Origin of the sequence: Candidatus Nitrosopumilus sp., assembly GCF_965263415.1 — an archaeon.
Classification (GTDB): Archaea; Thermoproteota; Nitrososphaeria; order Nitrososphaerales; family Nitrosopumilaceae; genus Nitrosopumilus.
Map to the genome: position 1 here is coordinate 1,176,375 of NZ_OZ253671.1, position 15,334 is coordinate 1,191,708.

Consider the following 15,334-nt stretch of genomic DNA (forward strand, 5'->3'; position numbering starts at 1 on the left):
ATGAAACCTGTTCCCAGAATTTCAACTCGAGGATATTATGATCTGAAAACTGGTAAAACTCTAAAGAAAAACAACTATTATCTTTATCCAAAAAAAGATTTTCAAAAATTAATCGACTCTAAAGAATTAACCATTATGATTCATGGTCTGAGAAATGATAATGCTGGTGCTATTGCAAAAGCAGTTTTGGCACGTAACAGATTGCGCAAATTAGGATACTCTCACCCAGTAATTGGATTTAGCTATGACTCAAACACCACTGGTGCACATTTAATCAAACATGCAAAACATGCTTTGGCTGTGGGGCAAAGTATTGCAAAAAAGAATGGACGAAATCTAGGAAAATTCATTGAAGATTTTAAAGAATCTAGCCCAAAAACAAAGATACGATTAATGGGACATTCCTTAGGTTCTCAAGTAATTCTTAGTACGATTGAATATCTTGCAAAAAAGAAACAAAATTCTGGAATTCTAGAAGGTGTCTATTTCTTTGGAGCATCAATAACTGAAGACGTTCCATCTTCAAAAAAATATGCCAAGCCACTTCAAACTATTGTTAATAAAAAAATCCTAAATCACTATGCGCCTTCTGATGAAGTTCTTAGTTGGGCTGATGACAAAAAGTATGTTTTGGGACCTTTGGGTCTTAATGGTGCAATTGGAGAGCCTATCAAAAAATATCATCAGAAACTAGTCAAACCAAAAAACCATAGATTTGCAAGTTATGCTGCTGTACTGAATACATTCCCATAGCATTTGATCTTATCACTCATTTACGTTTCTAAATTAATCTGCGTCTCATTTTGGCCCCAAAATGGTGGTTGAATCTAATCTTTTTCTAATTACAAAAAAGGTTCAGGTCTCTAGGGATTCAGATCTTTTAAGTAAATTATAATTTCATCAGTATTGATGAGTGCTACTGATCTACTTCGTTTTGAACATGATCAAATTAGACGTTTAGAAAAAATTACTCTTAGATGTTCTGAAGAATTACTAAAAGGAATTGATGTACCTTTCTCTGACATTGACAAAATCACGGTAATCATATCTGAATTCATTGATGCAATACATTATGGGCGTGAAGAAGATGCATATTTTCCATGTGTAGCAAGTTATGATACTCTAAAAGACAAAATTCACATGCTTGTGGTAGAACATGAGTTTGGTCGTAAGAGTGCCAGACAAATTGCAGATTATATGAAACGATGGCGAAATGGTGAAGATACAAGAGAGTCCGTTGCCAGATTCTTGAAGGTTTATTCTGTTTACCTTTTTGATCATCTGAATAAAGAAAACAAATTCTTTGATGAGGTTGAGGAACGAGTATTGTCTAAAGAAGAAGAGATGGAAATGTATGAACAATACAAGTCCGTCTCTACAACTGTCAAAAAAGTTGATGATATGATCAAAGAGTTGGATTGGTTAGAAACACGATCTTGGTATTTGGCTAATTAGGCTAATTATGTAAAAAGTTCAGGCCTTTTTGGGTTCAAAAACGGCTCAAGCTCTATGATGCTTGATTTTATTTTGTCTTTTTTTCATGCATGCCCCATCTGAGATGATATTCTTTTTCAGAAATTGGTAATCTAGATTTGCATTTTAGACATCTTCGCATCTTGTTATGTTTGGAATATCTCCAAACATGTGCTTCGCTTTTTTTATTACAGTTCATACTATTGTCCATCAGACTAGTATTTAGGAAAATCACGATTTTATCTTCAAAGTATAATAGACTTGTTAATACATTTACTATCAACCATGGTTCATAAAATTCGTTATTTTGAAACAAAGACTTTGTCTCAAGGTGTATATCTTCAAGATGTAGTAAATGAGTTCTTATCTGAAAAAGGTGAAAACATAATTGCTGTTATGCCTGTTATGGGCGATTCACTTTTGGTTCACTATAAAGAGTAACTCAATCGTATATCATCAAATTTTTTTCTTCTAGTAAACTATGAATTTGATTAACAGAACGATGTATCTCTGCTTCAAGCTTAGCACCCACACAGACTAATTTTCCTGATGAAAAAATTAGAATCACTGTTTTTGGATCAAGCATCCTATGAATCAATCCTGGAAATTGCTCTGGCTCATACATACTTCTGGGAAGGGTACGAGCTGCTTGTTCCAAGTTAACTTTACCTCCTAGATTAATTGAGGATACAATATTTTGAATTGTAACTATTGGTTTGTTTTTTATTTTGATCTTACCCTTTCTTAATTTCTGAACAACTTTGTTTACTGCCTTAACTGACATCTCTTCTGATTTGCCTCCAGTGTTTACCATCTTTCCTGAACCAAAGAGTAATGTGGCAGTCTTTGGCTCCTGAAGTCTAAAAACTGCCCCTGGAAATTGCTCTGGATGATATTCTACTCCTGGAAATTTTTTTTCTATGTCTAAAAGATCTAATCTTTGCTCTATTGTTGCAGATGCAACTACGTTAACTATTTCAATTATTGGTTTGGTTTGTGTCATGACTCTCTTATTTCTTAATCTTGATTTGTCCTTAAACCCTTGTATCGATTCCTGATTGTTACTTCAGTAACATTTGCAGCTTCTGCAACATCTCTTTGGGTTCTATCTTCACAATGTATCACACATGACATGTATAACGCAGCCGCAGCAAGTCCCATTGGATCTTTTCCAGCTAACCCATCATGTTCTTGTGCTGTTTGTAGGATTTTGCATGCATAACGTTTTGACTTTTCTGTAATTCTAAGCTTGCTTGCAATTCTTGCAATACATTGTACTGGATCAACTACTGGCATTTTCAGTTCCAATTCTTTGTGTAGTATTCTATAACATCTTGAAATATCTTTTTTGTTGACATTTGCAGCTTCTGCAACATCTTTTAGATTTCTTGGTGTTTCCGTATCTCTGCATGCTGCATAAAGAGATGCGGCAATTATTCCTGTAATTGAACGGCCTCTAACGAGTCCCTTTTCTAATGCCTTTCTATACAGATATGCTGCCTTTTCAATTACTGAATCAGAAAGTGAAAGTTTGTCTTTTAACATCGCCAATCCAGTTAATGCCTGTCTGAGATTCCTATCTGCTGATGCGTTAACCTTGCTTCTGCTATCCCATGTTCTCAGTCTTTCGATGGTGCTTTTCATAGATGATGATAGAGGCTTTCCTGAAGAATCTCTATTGCTTGAACTAATGATTGTGGCAAGCCCTCTATCGTGCATGGCAAGTGATGTTGGAGGCCCTGTTCTAGTTGGGTCTGTGCCTCCTTCTTTTGAAAAAGATCTCCACTCTGGTCCTGAATCTTGTAATTCTTCAGAAATAACATAACCACATTTGCCGCAAAATCTTTCCCCAGTATCATTATCAGTCAACATGGAATTTTTTCCACAACGTTTGCAAATACTATCTGCATTGATAATCTCTAAAACCAAAAAATCATTCCGTTATTGAATAGTTTGTTTCCTATAAGAAGGGGCGTATTTCATATCTTTTCTCTAACAATTGTCAAAATAATTAGAAGTTATACTAATTTTTTGTATCTAACCACACTATCTTTGTCTATTCTTTTTTTCTAGAATATCGATTAAACTATTTACAAAATAGTCTCCATCCCTTGTGTTAGTAATTCCAACAATATTTTCCATTCTTCGCTTTGTTTCATTTGAAATGTGTAATTGAACCATATTTTATTATGCAATTGTTTCTATTTAAGCAAAAACCAAATAATTCATAATTTTTTACGAATATGATCAGGTTTGGTCTATTTTAAGGGTAAAATTGCAATGTGTGCATGAATCATTCTCTTGAGTAGAATATGATAAACCACAATTTGAGCAAATTACCACATCAACCATACTTACTAGATAAAGTGTCTATTAATAACTCCCTCTATGATGATTTTTTTTATGTTTAACCTCGATTATGAAATTGTTTCAAAAATTTCGTCTTCTTTTATAGTATGAATGTGTAAAGAAAAGATGTCTTTTAGAAAATGTGTTCACTGTGGACGAGAATATGAAAGTTTAACAGATGATTCTACCTGCTCATCAACTTGTGCAAAAGAAGTAGGAAAATAAATGAAATTTGTGATAATTGTAAAAGGAAATCCTAACTATATCAAAATCAATAATCTTTTCATTATGTGTAATTAATACTACTAATGCCCATTAATGGCTCAAACTTTTACAATTTTGAATCTAAAAATCTAATGGAATGTGTTTGTTTTGCTTTAACCATTCCACTTGTGGTAATGTGTATCTCCAAAGTATGTCGCCTTTTGCCACCTTTCCAAATTCCCAAGGTGCAATTATTACTACATCATTGTCTCTGATCCAAACTCTTCTCTTTAATTTGCCTCTAATTCTACCTACTCTTACAATTTTATCTTGACATTTTACCATGAGATTTTCTCCTCCCATCATTTTGATAACTCTGCCAAACATCTCTTCATCCGTTTCAGGAAGTTTGATTTCTTTTAGTGCCTTTTCATTTTTTACTTGACGTTTTCCCAACGCATTTCACAAATTGTTAATGCTATTAACGTTGGTATTGCACAACATTCCTTCTGAATTCTTTAAAATAGAATTAGCATAGTAACTGTGAGTGTATATTTCTCATCTTCAACTATCTCAAACTATGTTCTAGTCTTACAAAACTGCCATAAAATCTAAATTTCTGATAGGATGTATTGTACTTACATTTTTTATTTTTCATGGACTCTTCTTTTCTTCTATTATGAGAACATGTGGCATTATTGTTATTTTACAATAAATACGACGGTTCTTATAGATAAGAAATCCATCGAAACTATGTCAGAAGAAAGAAAAATGTACCCATGTACATGTGCTGATTGTGGAAAAGATTCTGAGGTTCCTTTTGAACCAAAAACAGATAGACCTGTCTATTGTAAAGAATGCTTACCAAAACACAGAAAGTAGAAAATTTTAGATTAGTTTCGTTTGATTAATTTTAAACTAAATTATTTAGATACTTCTCAAAACCCCTTTTCATTTTTACTTTGTTTGTGTTTGTAGTTGTTTTTGATATCTTTATCTAATTACGCCGGTTTATATCGCAGACAAACTATCTAGTGTATGTTTAAAAAAATAATTGAAAAACTGAAATTTGGTTCTTGCAAAACTGAAACCACTAGTGACGTAAACACCTCCAAAGAATTTGAAAAAAAGAAATCAAAGAGTTCAGACAAGTAATGACATATCATTGCAAACAATGTAATTTTACTTGGGATGCAGCTGAAGGAGATATACAAAAATTATTTCTTCATGAAAAGTCTCATCAAAAGAAGGTTTCATCGTAAATGTCAATTTGTTACACGTACTATGATGAATCTCATGATCAATGTATGAGAAAAACTAGTGTGTTTGACTGTAATTATGGGTATCTTAAAAAATGAAATATCGATGCAGTGAATGCGATTTTAGTTGGGAAGGAACTTCGTACACATTTGATAAAGTACGTGAACATGAAAAAACTCACTTGAAAAAGAACTTAGAAAAACAGGATCTAACATAATGTCTATTTCCCCTAAAGGGACAAACATCCCAGGCTCATATAGAAAATGTGAAGATACAGAATGCACTAGATTGGTTCCATGTCCCCATGTTCGATGTCAAGAACATCGCACGGATATGGCAGTCAAAGATTGGATTGTACAACACAAGGAATCATAACTAATTTTGGTATACAACACAATAACACAAGATGATTGTCCTCATGATGCCAAAGTCAAACTGGCAGGATATTCTGGAATCTATGAGTGCACTAGATGTCACAAATTCATTCGTATTGCATTATGATGATTGGTAATCTATGTTTGTCTCTTGTCACAAATCAATCATTCATTGTGTTTATTACCATAGGAACTAATCATTATTGCCGTCAATAGGTTTGTAGGTAAAACCAAACTAGACACATACGGAAACAAAAACCTTCACAATTTTTTTGAACTTTATTCTGGAGTGTAATCTATGTAAGAAAATATTTTTGCATTATTGTAACTTAATTAACTAGAAGAATCAGTATAACATATGTCCATTGCATCAAATTCTTTAATTGATATTTTGGATGAAATTAAAAATGAACTGACGAATCAAATTTCTTTGGCAAATGGTATTGATAGCAAAATAGATACAACAAAACTTTTACAACAGTCAAAAATTTTGGATGATGCTATTCTGACATCTGAAATTACCAAAGAACACAAATCCATGTTGCAGAAATTTTCGTTGACTCTTCATGACAGTAATACTACTAAGAGTCTCAGATATGAGCGACAAGATCTTGGAAGAGTCATTGACAACTTGAACGGAATTTAGATTTTAGTGTGATTTTTTAAAAATTCATTAAAAATACAAATTACTTCATATCAACCGCTGGTTTATAGGGGCGAACAGTGTTTATACTACAGAATGATTTTTTGGAATTCAGTTCAATTTAGAGTTACGAAAACTCGAGTCTATCTGGGCTCAATTAATGAATGATCATACGTGTGTCTGTAATTGTACATATTCGGAGTTAGACAAAAATAAGATCCAAATAGAGATTGTAAGAACTTTTTCAGACATTCTGAAAATGGAGTTTTCATAGTTGTTCAGATCAAAATTTTGGAATCGGGATCAATCATCCAACATTGTGATAGTAATTACATTATTAGGATTGTCTGTGATGTTTGTGTATTTTGGGTTAGAACGATGAATATAACAAGAGAAATTGCATTTATTGAAAAAAAGACCGATAGTCATTTCTCAAAGATTGCCTCAACATATAGAGATTTGAGAACAACAGATTCAGAACACATACAATACATAAAAAATAACCTTGAAAAAAAATCAGAAATACACATAGCTGATGTTGGCTGTGGAGATGGAAGATATTCGCTGGAACTTTTAAGATGTTTAAAAGATAGATGTTACATTTGTTGTATAGATTCTAATGAAGACATGCTTATGAATTTAAAAGATTATTTGACAGAAAACAACACAACAAATTTTTGCATTAGACCTGGAAATGCCAGCAAACTACCTTTAGAAAATGACACAATGGATTGCATTGTAACCTTTAATGCAATACATCACTTTGAGATTCAAAAATTTTTAGCCGAAGTTCAAGAATGTCTCAAAGATAATGGATGTCTATTTGTATACACCAGACTGAGAAGTCAGAATTGTAAAAGTATCTGGGGAAAATATTTTCCGATATTTGCAGATACAGAAGACCGTTTGTATGAATTAAGTGAATTAGATCAACATATCCAAAATGCAGGTATGAGCATACGCTCTACTAAAACATTCACACATTTGAGAACCTCCACCCTAGATAGGTTGATCCATCAAGCACAAAATCACCATTATTCTACATTTTCTCTTTATGATCAGGAAACATTTGATGAATCTTTAACCATATTTCAACAAAACATTAAGAAAAATTTCACGAATTTAGAAAAAATTACGTGGCATGATGAAAATATTCTATTAGAAATTGAGAAATAATAATGATTAAGAAAAAATGCGACAGATGTGGTTCTGTATTGGGTGTTGAAAGTAAGAAAACAAAAGAAAGATTCTGTGGCAAATGCAAAAAAAAATTTCAATTATATCGACATTAGACAATCATTCCAATATTCTTGCTATTTTTTGTACGTTGACCAAAACACACATCTTCAGTTTTTACACTCGCATTTACTTTGTTTAGCATGTCTTGGAAATTTTAGCTTGTGACATACTTCACAGTATAACTGATTAGACATACATCTGGAGGTCTTTTCTAGTATTTCCCCTTTTATAGAAATCAAGGAATACTTTAGAAAAAATCTGTGTCTTATAGTGGAAAGGTGATAGTTTTTACTCAAATGAGTCACCGTCTGAATATTTTTTTCTCAAAAATTGTATTCTCGTTATCTTTATCTACTCTAAAAGAGAATTATTGTATGCAAGCATACATTCTGATCAATTGTAAAACAGGATGTGAATCTAGTCTAATTTCTGAACTAAAGGAACTTTCTGAAATAACTGAAATCAATGGAGTCTGGGGAAAATATGATGTTTTTCTAAAAATATCTACTTCTGATCCTGTTGGAGTTGAACAAATTGTAAAAAGACTGCGGAATCATCCTGATGTTATGGATACCTATACCATGCATGTGTTATATGGTCAAGGTGGAACAATAGATCATGAGTAATTGATATGGCAGGATACCTTGGTGATAACAAAACAATGATTGTACATCATCTAGCATGTAAACAGAAAAAATGTGATATTTACAATATTGAAAAAAAGAACAGACAGTATTTCACACCCGACACATTTGAAAATGCACAAAGCCTTGGATTTACTCCTTGCAAATATTGTATTTAGATTAAAAATCAGATTTAGGGTATTTCTGCGTCCATTTTTAACCCTAATACGATGGCTGAATCCCCGTGAGTTGAATCTAAAATTATTTTTTTAAAACTATGTCGATAAGCGTATTTACCTTCGTATAGTTTTTAGTGCCTAATTCTAAAATTTTATTGTGGTAAAATCCGTTAATTTTGTAGTTTTAGGAAAACAAGACATTGCATCTGAATTTGGAAAAAAAGGAACTGAAACTGATCTAACTCTTTATGATAGAAAAGAATCTGACATTATCAAAACATGGGTTGCGCCTAGTGGGTTTCCTGATAAAATACAACCTTTGTTTCAAGCAATCAATCTGGCAGAATATGTGATACTTTACGTAGATAAATTAGATAAATTCACAGGAGAGCAAATCATTGCACTTGATTCTCTAAAAAAAGAAAAAGGAATTTTATCTCACACATTTGAAGTCGACGAATCAAAACTGGATTCAATGATCAAAGGCACTGTTGTTGAAAAGTACATCAAAGTTGATCAAGACAAAATCAAGGAGGAGATGGACAAACTTGAACCTATTTCAACTGATGGTGCTTCTGAAATGGTAATTGATCATTGTTTTGATGTAAAGGGTGTTGGAACCGTAATTTTAGGCAAAGTAACTAATGGTAAAGTAAAACAGTATGATAATCTAAAACTCTATCCTGCTGGAATTGATGTACTCATAAAATCAATTCAAATGCATGATGATCCTGTTGAGGAATCTATATGTCCTGCAAGAGTAGGTTTGGCAGTAAAAGGTGCAAAACCTGATGAAGTTGGACGTGGAGATATTATCTCTGAAGAAGGAGTGGTGGATCTCAAAACCGAAATTGAAATTGATTTTCAGAAGAGTCCTTTTTACAAAAGTGAAATTGCAGAAAATCAAGGATGTCTTGTTAACATTGGATTGCAAATCAAAGCTGCAAAGTTTACATCAATATCTCCGCTCAAACTTGCTTTTGAAAAACCAGTTGTATGCAAATCTGGGCAAATTGCAATAATCCTAAAACCTGAATCCCCTACAATCAGAATATTGGGAAGCGGCCAAATCAAATAGTCTAATTTAATAAAATCAAAACTGTTGATTCATTATGAGAGGATTGATGATGGGCAGGTTTCAGCCTTTTCATTTGGGTCATTTAGAATTAGTTAAACAAATTCTAGACCAATGCGATGAAGTAATTATTGCTATAACTAGTGCTCAGTTCAATTATTTAGAAAAAGATCCTTTTACTGCTGGTGAAAGAATTGAGATGATTCACAATTCTCTAAAAGAAGCAAATTTGGATTTGAAGAAATGTTTTGTCATATCTATTGAAAATCAATTCAACATTGCAACCTGGAGTTCGTATTTGCAATCAGCATTGCCTCAATTTGATAAAGTGTATAGCGGAAATGATTATGTCTCTATGCTCTTAGCTGACTCTGGAATAACGGTTGTAAAACCTGAATTTCTAGATAGAAATCAATACAACGCAACTAAAATCCGCTCTATGATTATTTCTGATGAAAACTGGAAAGAGTCTGTTCCCACTGCAGTTTATGAATTCCTAACAAAGATTGATGCAAAAAATAGACTATCCGTAATTTCTAAATCTGATACCAATCCTACAAAACACTGATGGAACCTGTACGTGCTTGTCCAATTTGCCCTGAGTGTGGTTCCAAGAGATTCATCAGATTGCCTGGAGACAAGGTAACTGTAAAATGCCGTTCATGTGAAAAAATCATCGAAATCTAGGTTTCATAGTTAATATTTGCAATAGAATCTGCCAAAATCATGGCACAAACATGGAAAGACACCGATATCAATCTTGATCCAATAAAAGATCAAACCATTGCTGTAATTGGTTATGGAATCCAAGGTGATGCACAAGCTAACAACATGAAAGACTCTGGTCTTAATGTCATAATTGGTCTCAAAGAAGGCGGTAACAGCTGGAAAAAGGCCGAAGCTGATGGTCACAAAGTAATGTCAGTAGCTGATGCCACAAAACAGGCAGACATTATTCACATATTGATTCCAGATATGATTCAAGGTCAAGTATACAAAGATGAAATCGGACCAAATCTTTCTGAAGGAAAAGCATTGTCATTTTCTCATGCAGCTGCAATCTATTGGAAATGGATTGAAGCTCCAAACAATGTTGATTTAATCATGATTGCACCAAAAGGACCTGGTTCCAAAGTAAGAGAAACATATCTTGATAATTTTGGTACTCCAGCTATTGTTGCAGTTGAACAAGACTTTACAGGAAAAGCTTGGGATAGAACATTGGGAATTGCAAAAGCAATCGGAAGTGCAAGAGCCGGATTAATCAAAACTGCTTTCAAAGAAGAAGTAGAAACTGATTGGTTTGGTGAGCAAGCAGACCTTTGTGGTGGTGCAGCTTCTATGGTAACAAATGCATTTGAAACTCTAGTTGAAGCAGGATATCAACCAGAAATTGCATACTTTGAAGTTTTACATGAACTCAAACTCATTGTAGATATGATTCAAAGATATGGAATTAATGGAATGTGGAGACGTGTAAGTGAAACTGCCAGATATGGTGGTTTAACACGTGGACCAATGGTAATGGATGCTGCAAACAAAGAGAACATGAAAAAAGTTCTAACCATGATTCAAGATGGTACATTCAACAACGAGTGGATTTCTGAATACCAGAAAAACGGCAAAGATGCATTTGACAAATACATGAAACAATATGACGAACACCAAATTGAAAAAGTTGGTAAAGAAATGCGTAAAATGATGTGGCCTGATTCCACAGAATAATTCTTTTTTCTTATATTTTTCTTAATTCTTATCTTATGAATTCTACACATCTCATAAATAACACTGCAAACAAACGAAATCTTCAATGAATTTCTCAATTATACAAGAAGTACTCTTAAAACCAAACGTTGCATTTGAGAAAATCTATCAAAATTCACAATATTTTCTATTGTCTGTTACAATATTTTCTATTATTTGTGTAATGTCGATTTTTACAACAATCACTTCGACATTCGTCTACTCTTCATTGGATGTTGAATATGATGTTCCTTTGATACATCATGTTGTGGGTTTTGGAAATGCAGTATTGGATAATTTTATGATAATATTTGGCATTTTTTATTTTGGAAAATATTTTGACGGAAGTAGAATTTTCAAGCAAGTATTTTCAGTCATATCTTTTTGCTTTACCCCTTTGATAATTGGAATGTCATTAATAGTCATTAGTAATTTGCTTTTTTCACTTTATTTTTCACCAATTTCTGATGATGAATATCCTTCTTTTAGTTCAGAATTTGCTCTCCCTTCATACATGCTTTCTAATGTTATAATCATACCATTTTTCATTTGGTTTATCGTGCTTTGCGTTAAATCTCTTAAAATTATGAATCATTTTTCTACATTCAAAGCATTTGTGCTTACCGTAATTGGTTTAGTTGTTTCTTCTATTGTTGTTTTTTTGTATGATTTGGGTACTAGTATTCCACTTCATATGATTTAGTATAACCCAATTGAATCAAACGTCATTTGTAAAATTTGAATTATATTTTTCTTAATTTCCTTACGCCTGTATTGATGTGATCAATAATTGTAGGTAATGGTGTTCCTGGACCAAACACGTGGTCAACTCCTCCTTTAATCAAATCTTTATGATCAATCTCTGGAATTACTCCGCCTCCAACAACTAGAACGTCATTGATCTTTTTCTTTTTGAGGGCTTTGACTACTCTAGGAAACAAAGTTCCATGTGCTCCATTAAGTAAACTCATTGCAATTGCATCAACATCTTCATCTTCTGCAATTTGTGCTACTCTTTCTGGTGTGGCAAAAAGTCCTGAATAGATTACCTCCATTCCTGCATCTCTAAATGCTCTACACAAAACAAGTGCTCCTCTATCATGTCCGTCAAGGCCTAATTTTGCAACTAGGATCTTGATGTTTCTTGTCTGTGCTTTTTGCTTCATGATGTTACTCGTTATTTAGTATATTTTAAAGGCTTTATTTGATTTTCTGATTTGCGTTTTAATAGAAAATCTACTTAAAGAGTATCAAAATTATCTCATCCGTGGACATTAATCCCATAAATTATGAGTTAACATTTGAGCCAGATCTTAAAAAATTTACATTCTTGGGAACTGAAACCATTACTGTTTATTGCAAAAAATCTACTAACCTAATTACAATGGATTGCGCAGAAATCAAAATCAAATCTTGTACTATAAAGTCTGGCTCTAAAACCATAAAATCTACACCAAAGACTGATGAGAAAAAAGAGCGATTATCAATTAAACTTGGAGAAAAAATCAAAGGCAAAGCAACAATTCATCTTGAATTTCAAGGAATTCTAAATGACAGGCTGTTGGGATTTTATCGCAGTCAATACAAACAAGGCGGAAAAACAAAATATCTTGCAACCACTCAATTTGAGGCAGCAGACGCTAGACGTGCATTTCCTTGCTGGGATGAGCCTGAGGCAAAGGCAACATTTGAGATTTCAATTATTGCAGAAAACAAGTTTACTGCCATATCAAACATGCCTGTTTCAACCAAGAAAAAAATCAAAAACAAAACATTATACAAATTTGGCAAAACTCCTGTTGTTTCAACTTATTTGATCTATCTTGGTGTTGGTGAATTTGAATATCTAACTGGAAAAACTGGTAAAATTCAGATTAGAGTTGTAACTACAAAAGGAAACAAATCAAAAGGAAAATACTCTTTAGAACTTGGAAAGAAATTACTAACTTCTTATGAGAAATATTTTGGGATAAAATACCCTCTGCCTAAATTAGATTTGATTGCAATTCCTGACTTTGCAGCTGGTGCAATGGAGAATTGGGGTGCAATAACATTTAGAGAAACAATTCTCCTTTATGATCCTAAAACATCTTCTACCAGAACAAAACAATTCATTGCTGAAGTAATTTCACATGAAATCGCACATCAGTGGTTTGGTAATCTTGTTACTATGAAGTGGTGGAATGATTTGTGGCTTAATGAAAGCTTTGCAACATTTATGGCAACAAAGTTTGTTGACAAGTTTTATCCTAAATGGAATCTTTGGGACCAATTCATTGAAGATGCAATGAATACTGCAATGGGATTAGATGCTCTAAAAACAACTCATCCAATTGACGTTACAGTAAACTCTCCTGCTGAAATTAGAGAAATCTTTGATGCAATATCTTATGATAAAGGCGGATGTGTTTTGAGGATGCTTGAAAATTATGTTGGAGAGAAAAATTTCAGAGTAGGTCTTAAGAAATATCTTTCAGCATTCAAGTATGGAAATGCCAAAGGTCAAGATTTGTGGGATGCGATTGGTAAAGCATCCAAAATGCCAGTTAGTTCTATGGTCAATACGTGGCTAAAACAGCCTGGATTTCCTCAAATTGATATCGCTCAAAAGAATAATGATTTGGTTATTCGACAAAATCGCTTTTTGATGGAATCTACCAAAAAAACCCAAAAAGGATTGTGGCATGTTCCAATTACCTATGGTTTAGGAAAGGAGACAAAAACAAAACTATTGACAAAAAAATCCATGACTGTCAAAGCACCTAAAGGACCTGGATTTGTTGCAAATATTGGTCGTACTGGATTTTATCGTGTAAAATATGACGATGGAATTTTACTTGATCTCAAAATGTTAGTTGATCAAAAACAAATTCCACATGTTGATAGATGGGCAATTCAAAATGATTTGTTTGCATTGTGTGTTGCAGGAAAAGAAGACGTGGAAAATTATTTGGATTTCTCTGATGCATATTTTGATGAAGACTCTTATCTTCCACAAACAAATGTTGCAAACAATCTGAACTTTTTAGCATCATTGACTTTCTTTGAGGATTTTACAGAACAAATTAGAAGTTATGCTATCAATTACTTTAGAAAAATTTTATTTGATCTTGGTTGGATTCCTCAAAAAACAGATAAACACACTGATGCGTTCATGCGAGGCTATGCAATAACTGTGTTAGGTAAATTTGGTGATGAACATGTACTTGAACAAGCACAAATTAAATTCAAAGAATTTTTGAAAAACCCATCATCGCTTCATCCTGATATTAGAGAACCTGTTTTCTCACTTGTTGCACGTACTGGTAATGCAAAGACTCACTCTCAATTTGTAACATTATACAAAAAAGCAAAAACAACTGAGGAGAAATTAAGATTCTTAGGAGCAATGTGTAGTTTCAAGAATGAAAAATTATTGATCAAAACATTACAATTCTCTCAAACTTCAGAAGTACGTTCTCAGAATATGCAGTTACCAATCATGAAGATTGCTGCAAATCCTTATGGAAAAAAGATTCTTTGGCCTTGGCTAAAGAAGAATTGGGGCAAATTAAGCAAAAAAGTGGGTTATGGTAATCCCTTGTTTAATAGAATTGTTGCAAGTATTGCACTAGTTGCAGATGATTCTATGGAAAAAGAAATCAAATCATTTTTCAAATCTCATCCAACACCTGGTACTGAAAGAACTCAAGCTCAAACATTAGAAAAAATACGAATACATTCCAGATTCTTACGCCAAATGAGAAAAGAATTCAAATAACTATGGCAAGAAAACTTCTTTCCCCTATCTTTCTTGGAGTATTTACTGTTCTTGCAATATTCTTTTTGACTGGTGGAGCTGATGATGACAAGGATGAACTACGTCAAACATTTCAAGTAAATGCAGTATACTATGATACAGGACATGTTGAAGTTGCATTTTCTGATAAATCTGAAAAAACTGATTCTGTTGTAATGGAAATTCTTGGAATGGAAGAGACATATCAAAAAACATTCTCTAGTCCTACATTCATTGAAATTGTTCCATTTCCAGGTGAACCAAAATATGGTTGGGAAATCCACCCTGTTGTTTTAGAAATAGAACATCCAGAACTAGGACATGTTCAACTAAAAACGGAGATACATGAATTAGGTGACCCTGTACCTCCTGTGATTTATTCAAGACCTTAGAT

The 15,334-nt window shown here is 33.1% G+C and carries 21 protein-coding genes; 15 read left to right on the forward strand and 6 right to left on the reverse strand.

All coding sequences use genetic code 11. The annotated features are described in order from the left end of the window. Positions 1–753 carry a DUF726 domain-containing protein gene (locus ACQY22_RS07435; protein ID WP_428324061.1) on the forward strand — a complete coding sequence of 251 codons (753 nt, stop codon included), beginning with the start codon at positions 1–3 and terminating at the stop codon, positions 751–753. A 156-nt stretch (positions 754–909) separates the two neighbouring features. Next, positions 910–1,455 (forward strand): hemerythrin domain-containing protein, encoded by a 546-nt coding sequence (locus ACQY22_RS07440; protein ID WP_428324062.1) that lies wholly within the window; start codon positions 910–912, stop codon positions 1,453–1,455. 67 nt (positions 1,456–1,522) lie between these two features. On the opposite strand, the gene ACQY22_RS07445 is transcribed toward ACQY22_RS07440, so the two are convergent. After that, positions 1,523–1,672 (reverse strand): hypothetical protein, encoded by a 150-nt coding sequence (locus tag ACQY22_RS07445; protein WP_428324063.1) that lies wholly within the window; start codon positions 1,670–1,672, stop codon positions 1,523–1,525. Positions 1,673–1,758: 86 nt separating this feature from the next. Here ACQY22_RS07445 and ACQY22_RS07450 point away from each other — a divergent pair, with 86 nt between their 5' ends. Beyond that, positions 1,759–1,914 (forward strand): hypothetical protein, encoded by a 156-nt coding sequence (locus ACQY22_RS07450; protein ID WP_428324064.1) that lies wholly within the window; start codon positions 1,759–1,761, stop codon positions 1,912–1,914. A 1-nt stretch (position 1,915) separates the two neighbouring features. Here the strand turns inward: ACQY22_RS07450 and ACQY22_RS07455 are convergent, their stop codons facing one another. The 4 genes from ACQY22_RS07455 to ACQY22_RS07470 all read right to left on the reverse strand — a co-directional run bounded on the left by ACQY22_RS07455 (position 1,916) and on the right by ACQY22_RS07470 (position 4,482). Continuing rightward, positions 1,916–2,476 carry a TATA-box-binding protein gene (locus tag ACQY22_RS07455; protein ID WP_428324065.1) on the reverse strand — a complete coding sequence of 187 codons (561 nt, stop codon included), beginning with the start codon at positions 2,474–2,476 and terminating at the stop codon, positions 1,916–1,918. Between the two features lie 14 nt (positions 2,477–2,490). Next, positions 2,491–3,402 (reverse strand): transcription initiation factor IIB, encoded by a 912-nt coding sequence (locus ACQY22_RS07460; RefSeq protein ID WP_428324066.1) that lies wholly within the window; start codon positions 3,400–3,402, stop codon positions 2,491–2,493. A 117-nt stretch (positions 3,403–3,519) separates the two neighbouring features. Beyond that, on the reverse strand, positions 3,520–3,654 hold the full coding sequence (locus ACQY22_RS07465; RefSeq protein ID WP_428324067.1) for a hypothetical protein: 135 nt from the start codon (positions 3,652–3,654) through the stop codon (positions 3,520–3,522). Positions 3,655–4,167: 513 nt separating this feature from the next. Then, positions 4,168–4,482 carry a translation initiation factor eIF-1A gene (locus ACQY22_RS07470; protein WP_428324068.1) on the reverse strand — a complete coding sequence of 105 codons (315 nt, stop codon included), beginning with the start codon at positions 4,480–4,482 and terminating at the stop codon, positions 4,168–4,170. Between the two features lie 297 nt (positions 4,483–4,779). On the opposite strand from ACQY22_RS07470, the gene ACQY22_RS07475 reads away from it, so the two are divergent. The 10 genes from ACQY22_RS07475 (at position 4,780) to ACQY22_RS07520 (ending at position 11,865) form a co-directional block, all read left to right on the forward strand. Beyond that, a complete protein-coding gene (locus tag ACQY22_RS07475; protein ID WP_428324069.1) occupies positions 4,780–4,908 on the forward strand; it encodes a CxxC-x17-CxxC domain-containing protein in 129 nt (42 codons plus the stop codon). Between the two features lie 594 nt (positions 4,909–5,502). Next, positions 5,503–5,661: a hypothetical protein gene (locus ACQY22_RS07480; RefSeq protein ID WP_428324070.1), complete on the forward strand. Its 159-nt coding sequence runs from the start codon at positions 5,503–5,505 to the stop codon at positions 5,659–5,661. A gap of 357 nt (positions 5,662–6,018) precedes the next feature. After that, positions 6,019–6,306, forward strand: coding sequence for a hypothetical protein (locus ACQY22_RS07485; RefSeq protein WP_428324071.1), 288 nt, complete (start codon positions 6,019–6,021; stop codon positions 6,304–6,306). 375 nt (positions 6,307–6,681) lie between these two features. Further along, complete coding sequence (locus ACQY22_RS07490) at positions 6,682–7,479, forward strand: class I SAM-dependent methyltransferase (protein ID WP_428324072.1); 798 nt, start codon at positions 6,682–6,684, stop codon at positions 7,477–7,479. A gap of 437 nt (positions 7,480–7,916) precedes the next feature. Further along, positions 7,917–8,168: an Lrp/AsnC ligand binding domain-containing protein gene (locus ACQY22_RS07495; protein WP_428324073.1), complete on the forward strand. Its 252-nt coding sequence runs from the start codon at positions 7,917–7,919 to the stop codon at positions 8,166–8,168. Positions 8,169–8,173: 5 nt separating this feature from the next. Then, positions 8,174–8,344 (forward strand): hypothetical protein, encoded by a 171-nt coding sequence (locus ACQY22_RS07500; RefSeq protein ID WP_428324074.1) that lies wholly within the window; start codon positions 8,174–8,176, stop codon positions 8,342–8,344. Positions 8,345–8,501: 157 nt separating this feature from the next. Next, a complete protein-coding gene (locus tag ACQY22_RS07505; RefSeq protein WP_428324075.1) occupies positions 8,502–9,422 on the forward strand; it encodes an EF-Tu/IF-2/RF-3 family GTPase in 921 nt (306 codons plus the stop codon). A 34-nt stretch (positions 9,423–9,456) separates the two neighbouring features. After that, the gene (locus ACQY22_RS07510) at positions 9,457–9,987 is read left to right on the forward strand and encodes a nicotinamide-nucleotide adenylyltransferase (protein ID WP_428324076.1); all 531 of its coding nucleotides are present in this window, start codon (positions 9,457–9,459) and stop codon (positions 9,985–9,987) included. 158 nt (positions 9,988–10,145) lie between these two features. Then, complete coding sequence (ilvC, locus tag ACQY22_RS07515; RefSeq protein WP_428324077.1) at positions 10,146–11,144, forward strand: ketol-acid reductoisomerase; 999 nt, start codon at positions 10,146–10,148, stop codon at positions 11,142–11,144. Positions 11,145–11,229: 85 nt separating this feature from the next. Then, on the forward strand, positions 11,230–11,865 hold the full coding sequence (locus ACQY22_RS07520; RefSeq protein WP_428324078.1) for a YIP1 family protein: 636 nt from the start codon (positions 11,230–11,232) through the stop codon (positions 11,863–11,865). A gap of 40 nt (positions 11,866–11,905) precedes the next feature. Here ACQY22_RS07520 and ACQY22_RS07525 read toward each other — a convergent pair whose 3' ends face one another. Further along, positions 11,906–12,328, reverse strand: a complete 423-nt coding sequence (locus tag ACQY22_RS07525; RefSeq protein ID WP_428324079.1) for a cobalamin B12-binding domain-containing protein — start codon at positions 12,326–12,328, stop codon at positions 11,906–11,908. Positions 12,329–12,429: 101 nt separating this feature from the next. Between ACQY22_RS07525 and ACQY22_RS07530 the strand changes: the two genes are divergently transcribed. Both ACQY22_RS07530 and ACQY22_RS07535 read left to right on the forward strand, forming a co-directional pair. Further along, a complete protein-coding gene (locus tag ACQY22_RS07530) occupies positions 12,430–14,922 on the forward strand; it encodes a M1 family metallopeptidase (RefSeq protein ID WP_428324080.1) in 2,493 nt (830 codons plus the stop codon). Between the two features lie 2 nt (positions 14,923–14,924). Then, positions 14,925–15,332, forward strand: coding sequence for a hypothetical protein (locus tag ACQY22_RS07535; protein WP_428324081.1), 408 nt, complete (start codon positions 14,925–14,927; stop codon positions 15,330–15,332). Positions 15,333–15,334: the final 2 nt, after the last annotated feature.

Bases quoted from the DNA above. Each gene is read 5' to 3' on its own strand.
- ACQY22_RS07435 (WP_428324061.1), top strand. From the start codon at position 1: ATGAAACCTGTTCCCAGAATTTCAACTCGAGGATATTATGATCTGAAA.
- ACQY22_RS07440 (WP_428324062.1), top strand. From the start codon at position 910: ATGAGTGCTACTGATCTACTTCGTTTTGAACATGATCAAATTAGACGT.
- ACQY22_RS07445 (WP_428324063.1), bottom strand. From the start codon at position 1,672: ATGAACTGTAATAAAAAAAGCGAAGCACATGTTTGGAGATATTCCAAA.
- ACQY22_RS07450 (WP_428324064.1), top strand. From the start codon at position 1,759: ATGGTTCATAAAATTCGTTATTTTGAAACAAAGACTTTGTCTCAAGGT.
- ACQY22_RS07455 (WP_428324065.1), bottom strand. From the start codon at position 2,476: ATGACACAAACCAAACCAATAATTGAAATAGTTAACGTAGTTGCATCT.
- ACQY22_RS07465 (WP_428324067.1), bottom strand. From the start codon at position 3,654: ATGGTTCAATTACACATTTCAAATGAAACAAAGCGAAGAATGGAAAAT.
- ACQY22_RS07475 (WP_428324069.1), top strand. From the start codon at position 4,780: ATGTCAGAAGAAAGAAAAATGTACCCATGTACATGTGCTGATTGTGGA.
- ACQY22_RS07480 (WP_428324070.1), top strand. From the start codon at position 5,503: ATGTCTATTTCCCCTAAAGGGACAAACATCCCAGGCTCATATAGAAAA.
- ACQY22_RS07485 (WP_428324071.1), top strand. From the start codon at position 6,019: ATGTCCATTGCATCAAATTCTTTAATTGATATTTTGGATGAAATTAAA.
- ACQY22_RS07490 (WP_428324072.1), top strand. From the start codon at position 6,682: ATGAATATAACAAGAGAAATTGCATTTATTGAAAAAAAGACCGATAGT.
- ACQY22_RS07495 (WP_428324073.1), top strand. From the start codon at position 7,917: ATGCAAGCATACATTCTGATCAATTGTAAAACAGGATGTGAATCTAGT.
- ACQY22_RS07500 (WP_428324074.1), top strand. From the start codon at position 8,174: ATGGCAGGATACCTTGGTGATAACAAAACAATGATTGTACATCATCTA.
- ACQY22_RS07510 (WP_428324076.1), top strand. From the start codon at position 9,457: ATGAGAGGATTGATGATGGGCAGGTTTCAGCCTTTTCATTTGGGTCAT.
- ilvC (WP_428324077.1), top strand. From the start codon at position 10,146: ATGGCACAAACATGGAAAGACACCGATATCAATCTTGATCCAATAAAA.
- ACQY22_RS07520 (WP_428324078.1), top strand. From the start codon at position 11,230: ATGAATTTCTCAATTATACAAGAAGTACTCTTAAAACCAAACGTTGCA.
- ACQY22_RS07525 (WP_428324079.1), bottom strand. From the start codon at position 12,328: ATGAAGCAAAAAGCACAGACAAGAAACATCAAGATCCTAGTTGCAAAA.
- ACQY22_RS07535 (WP_428324081.1), top strand. From the start codon at position 14,925: ATGGCAAGAAAACTTCTTTCCCCTATCTTTCTTGGAGTATTTACTGTT.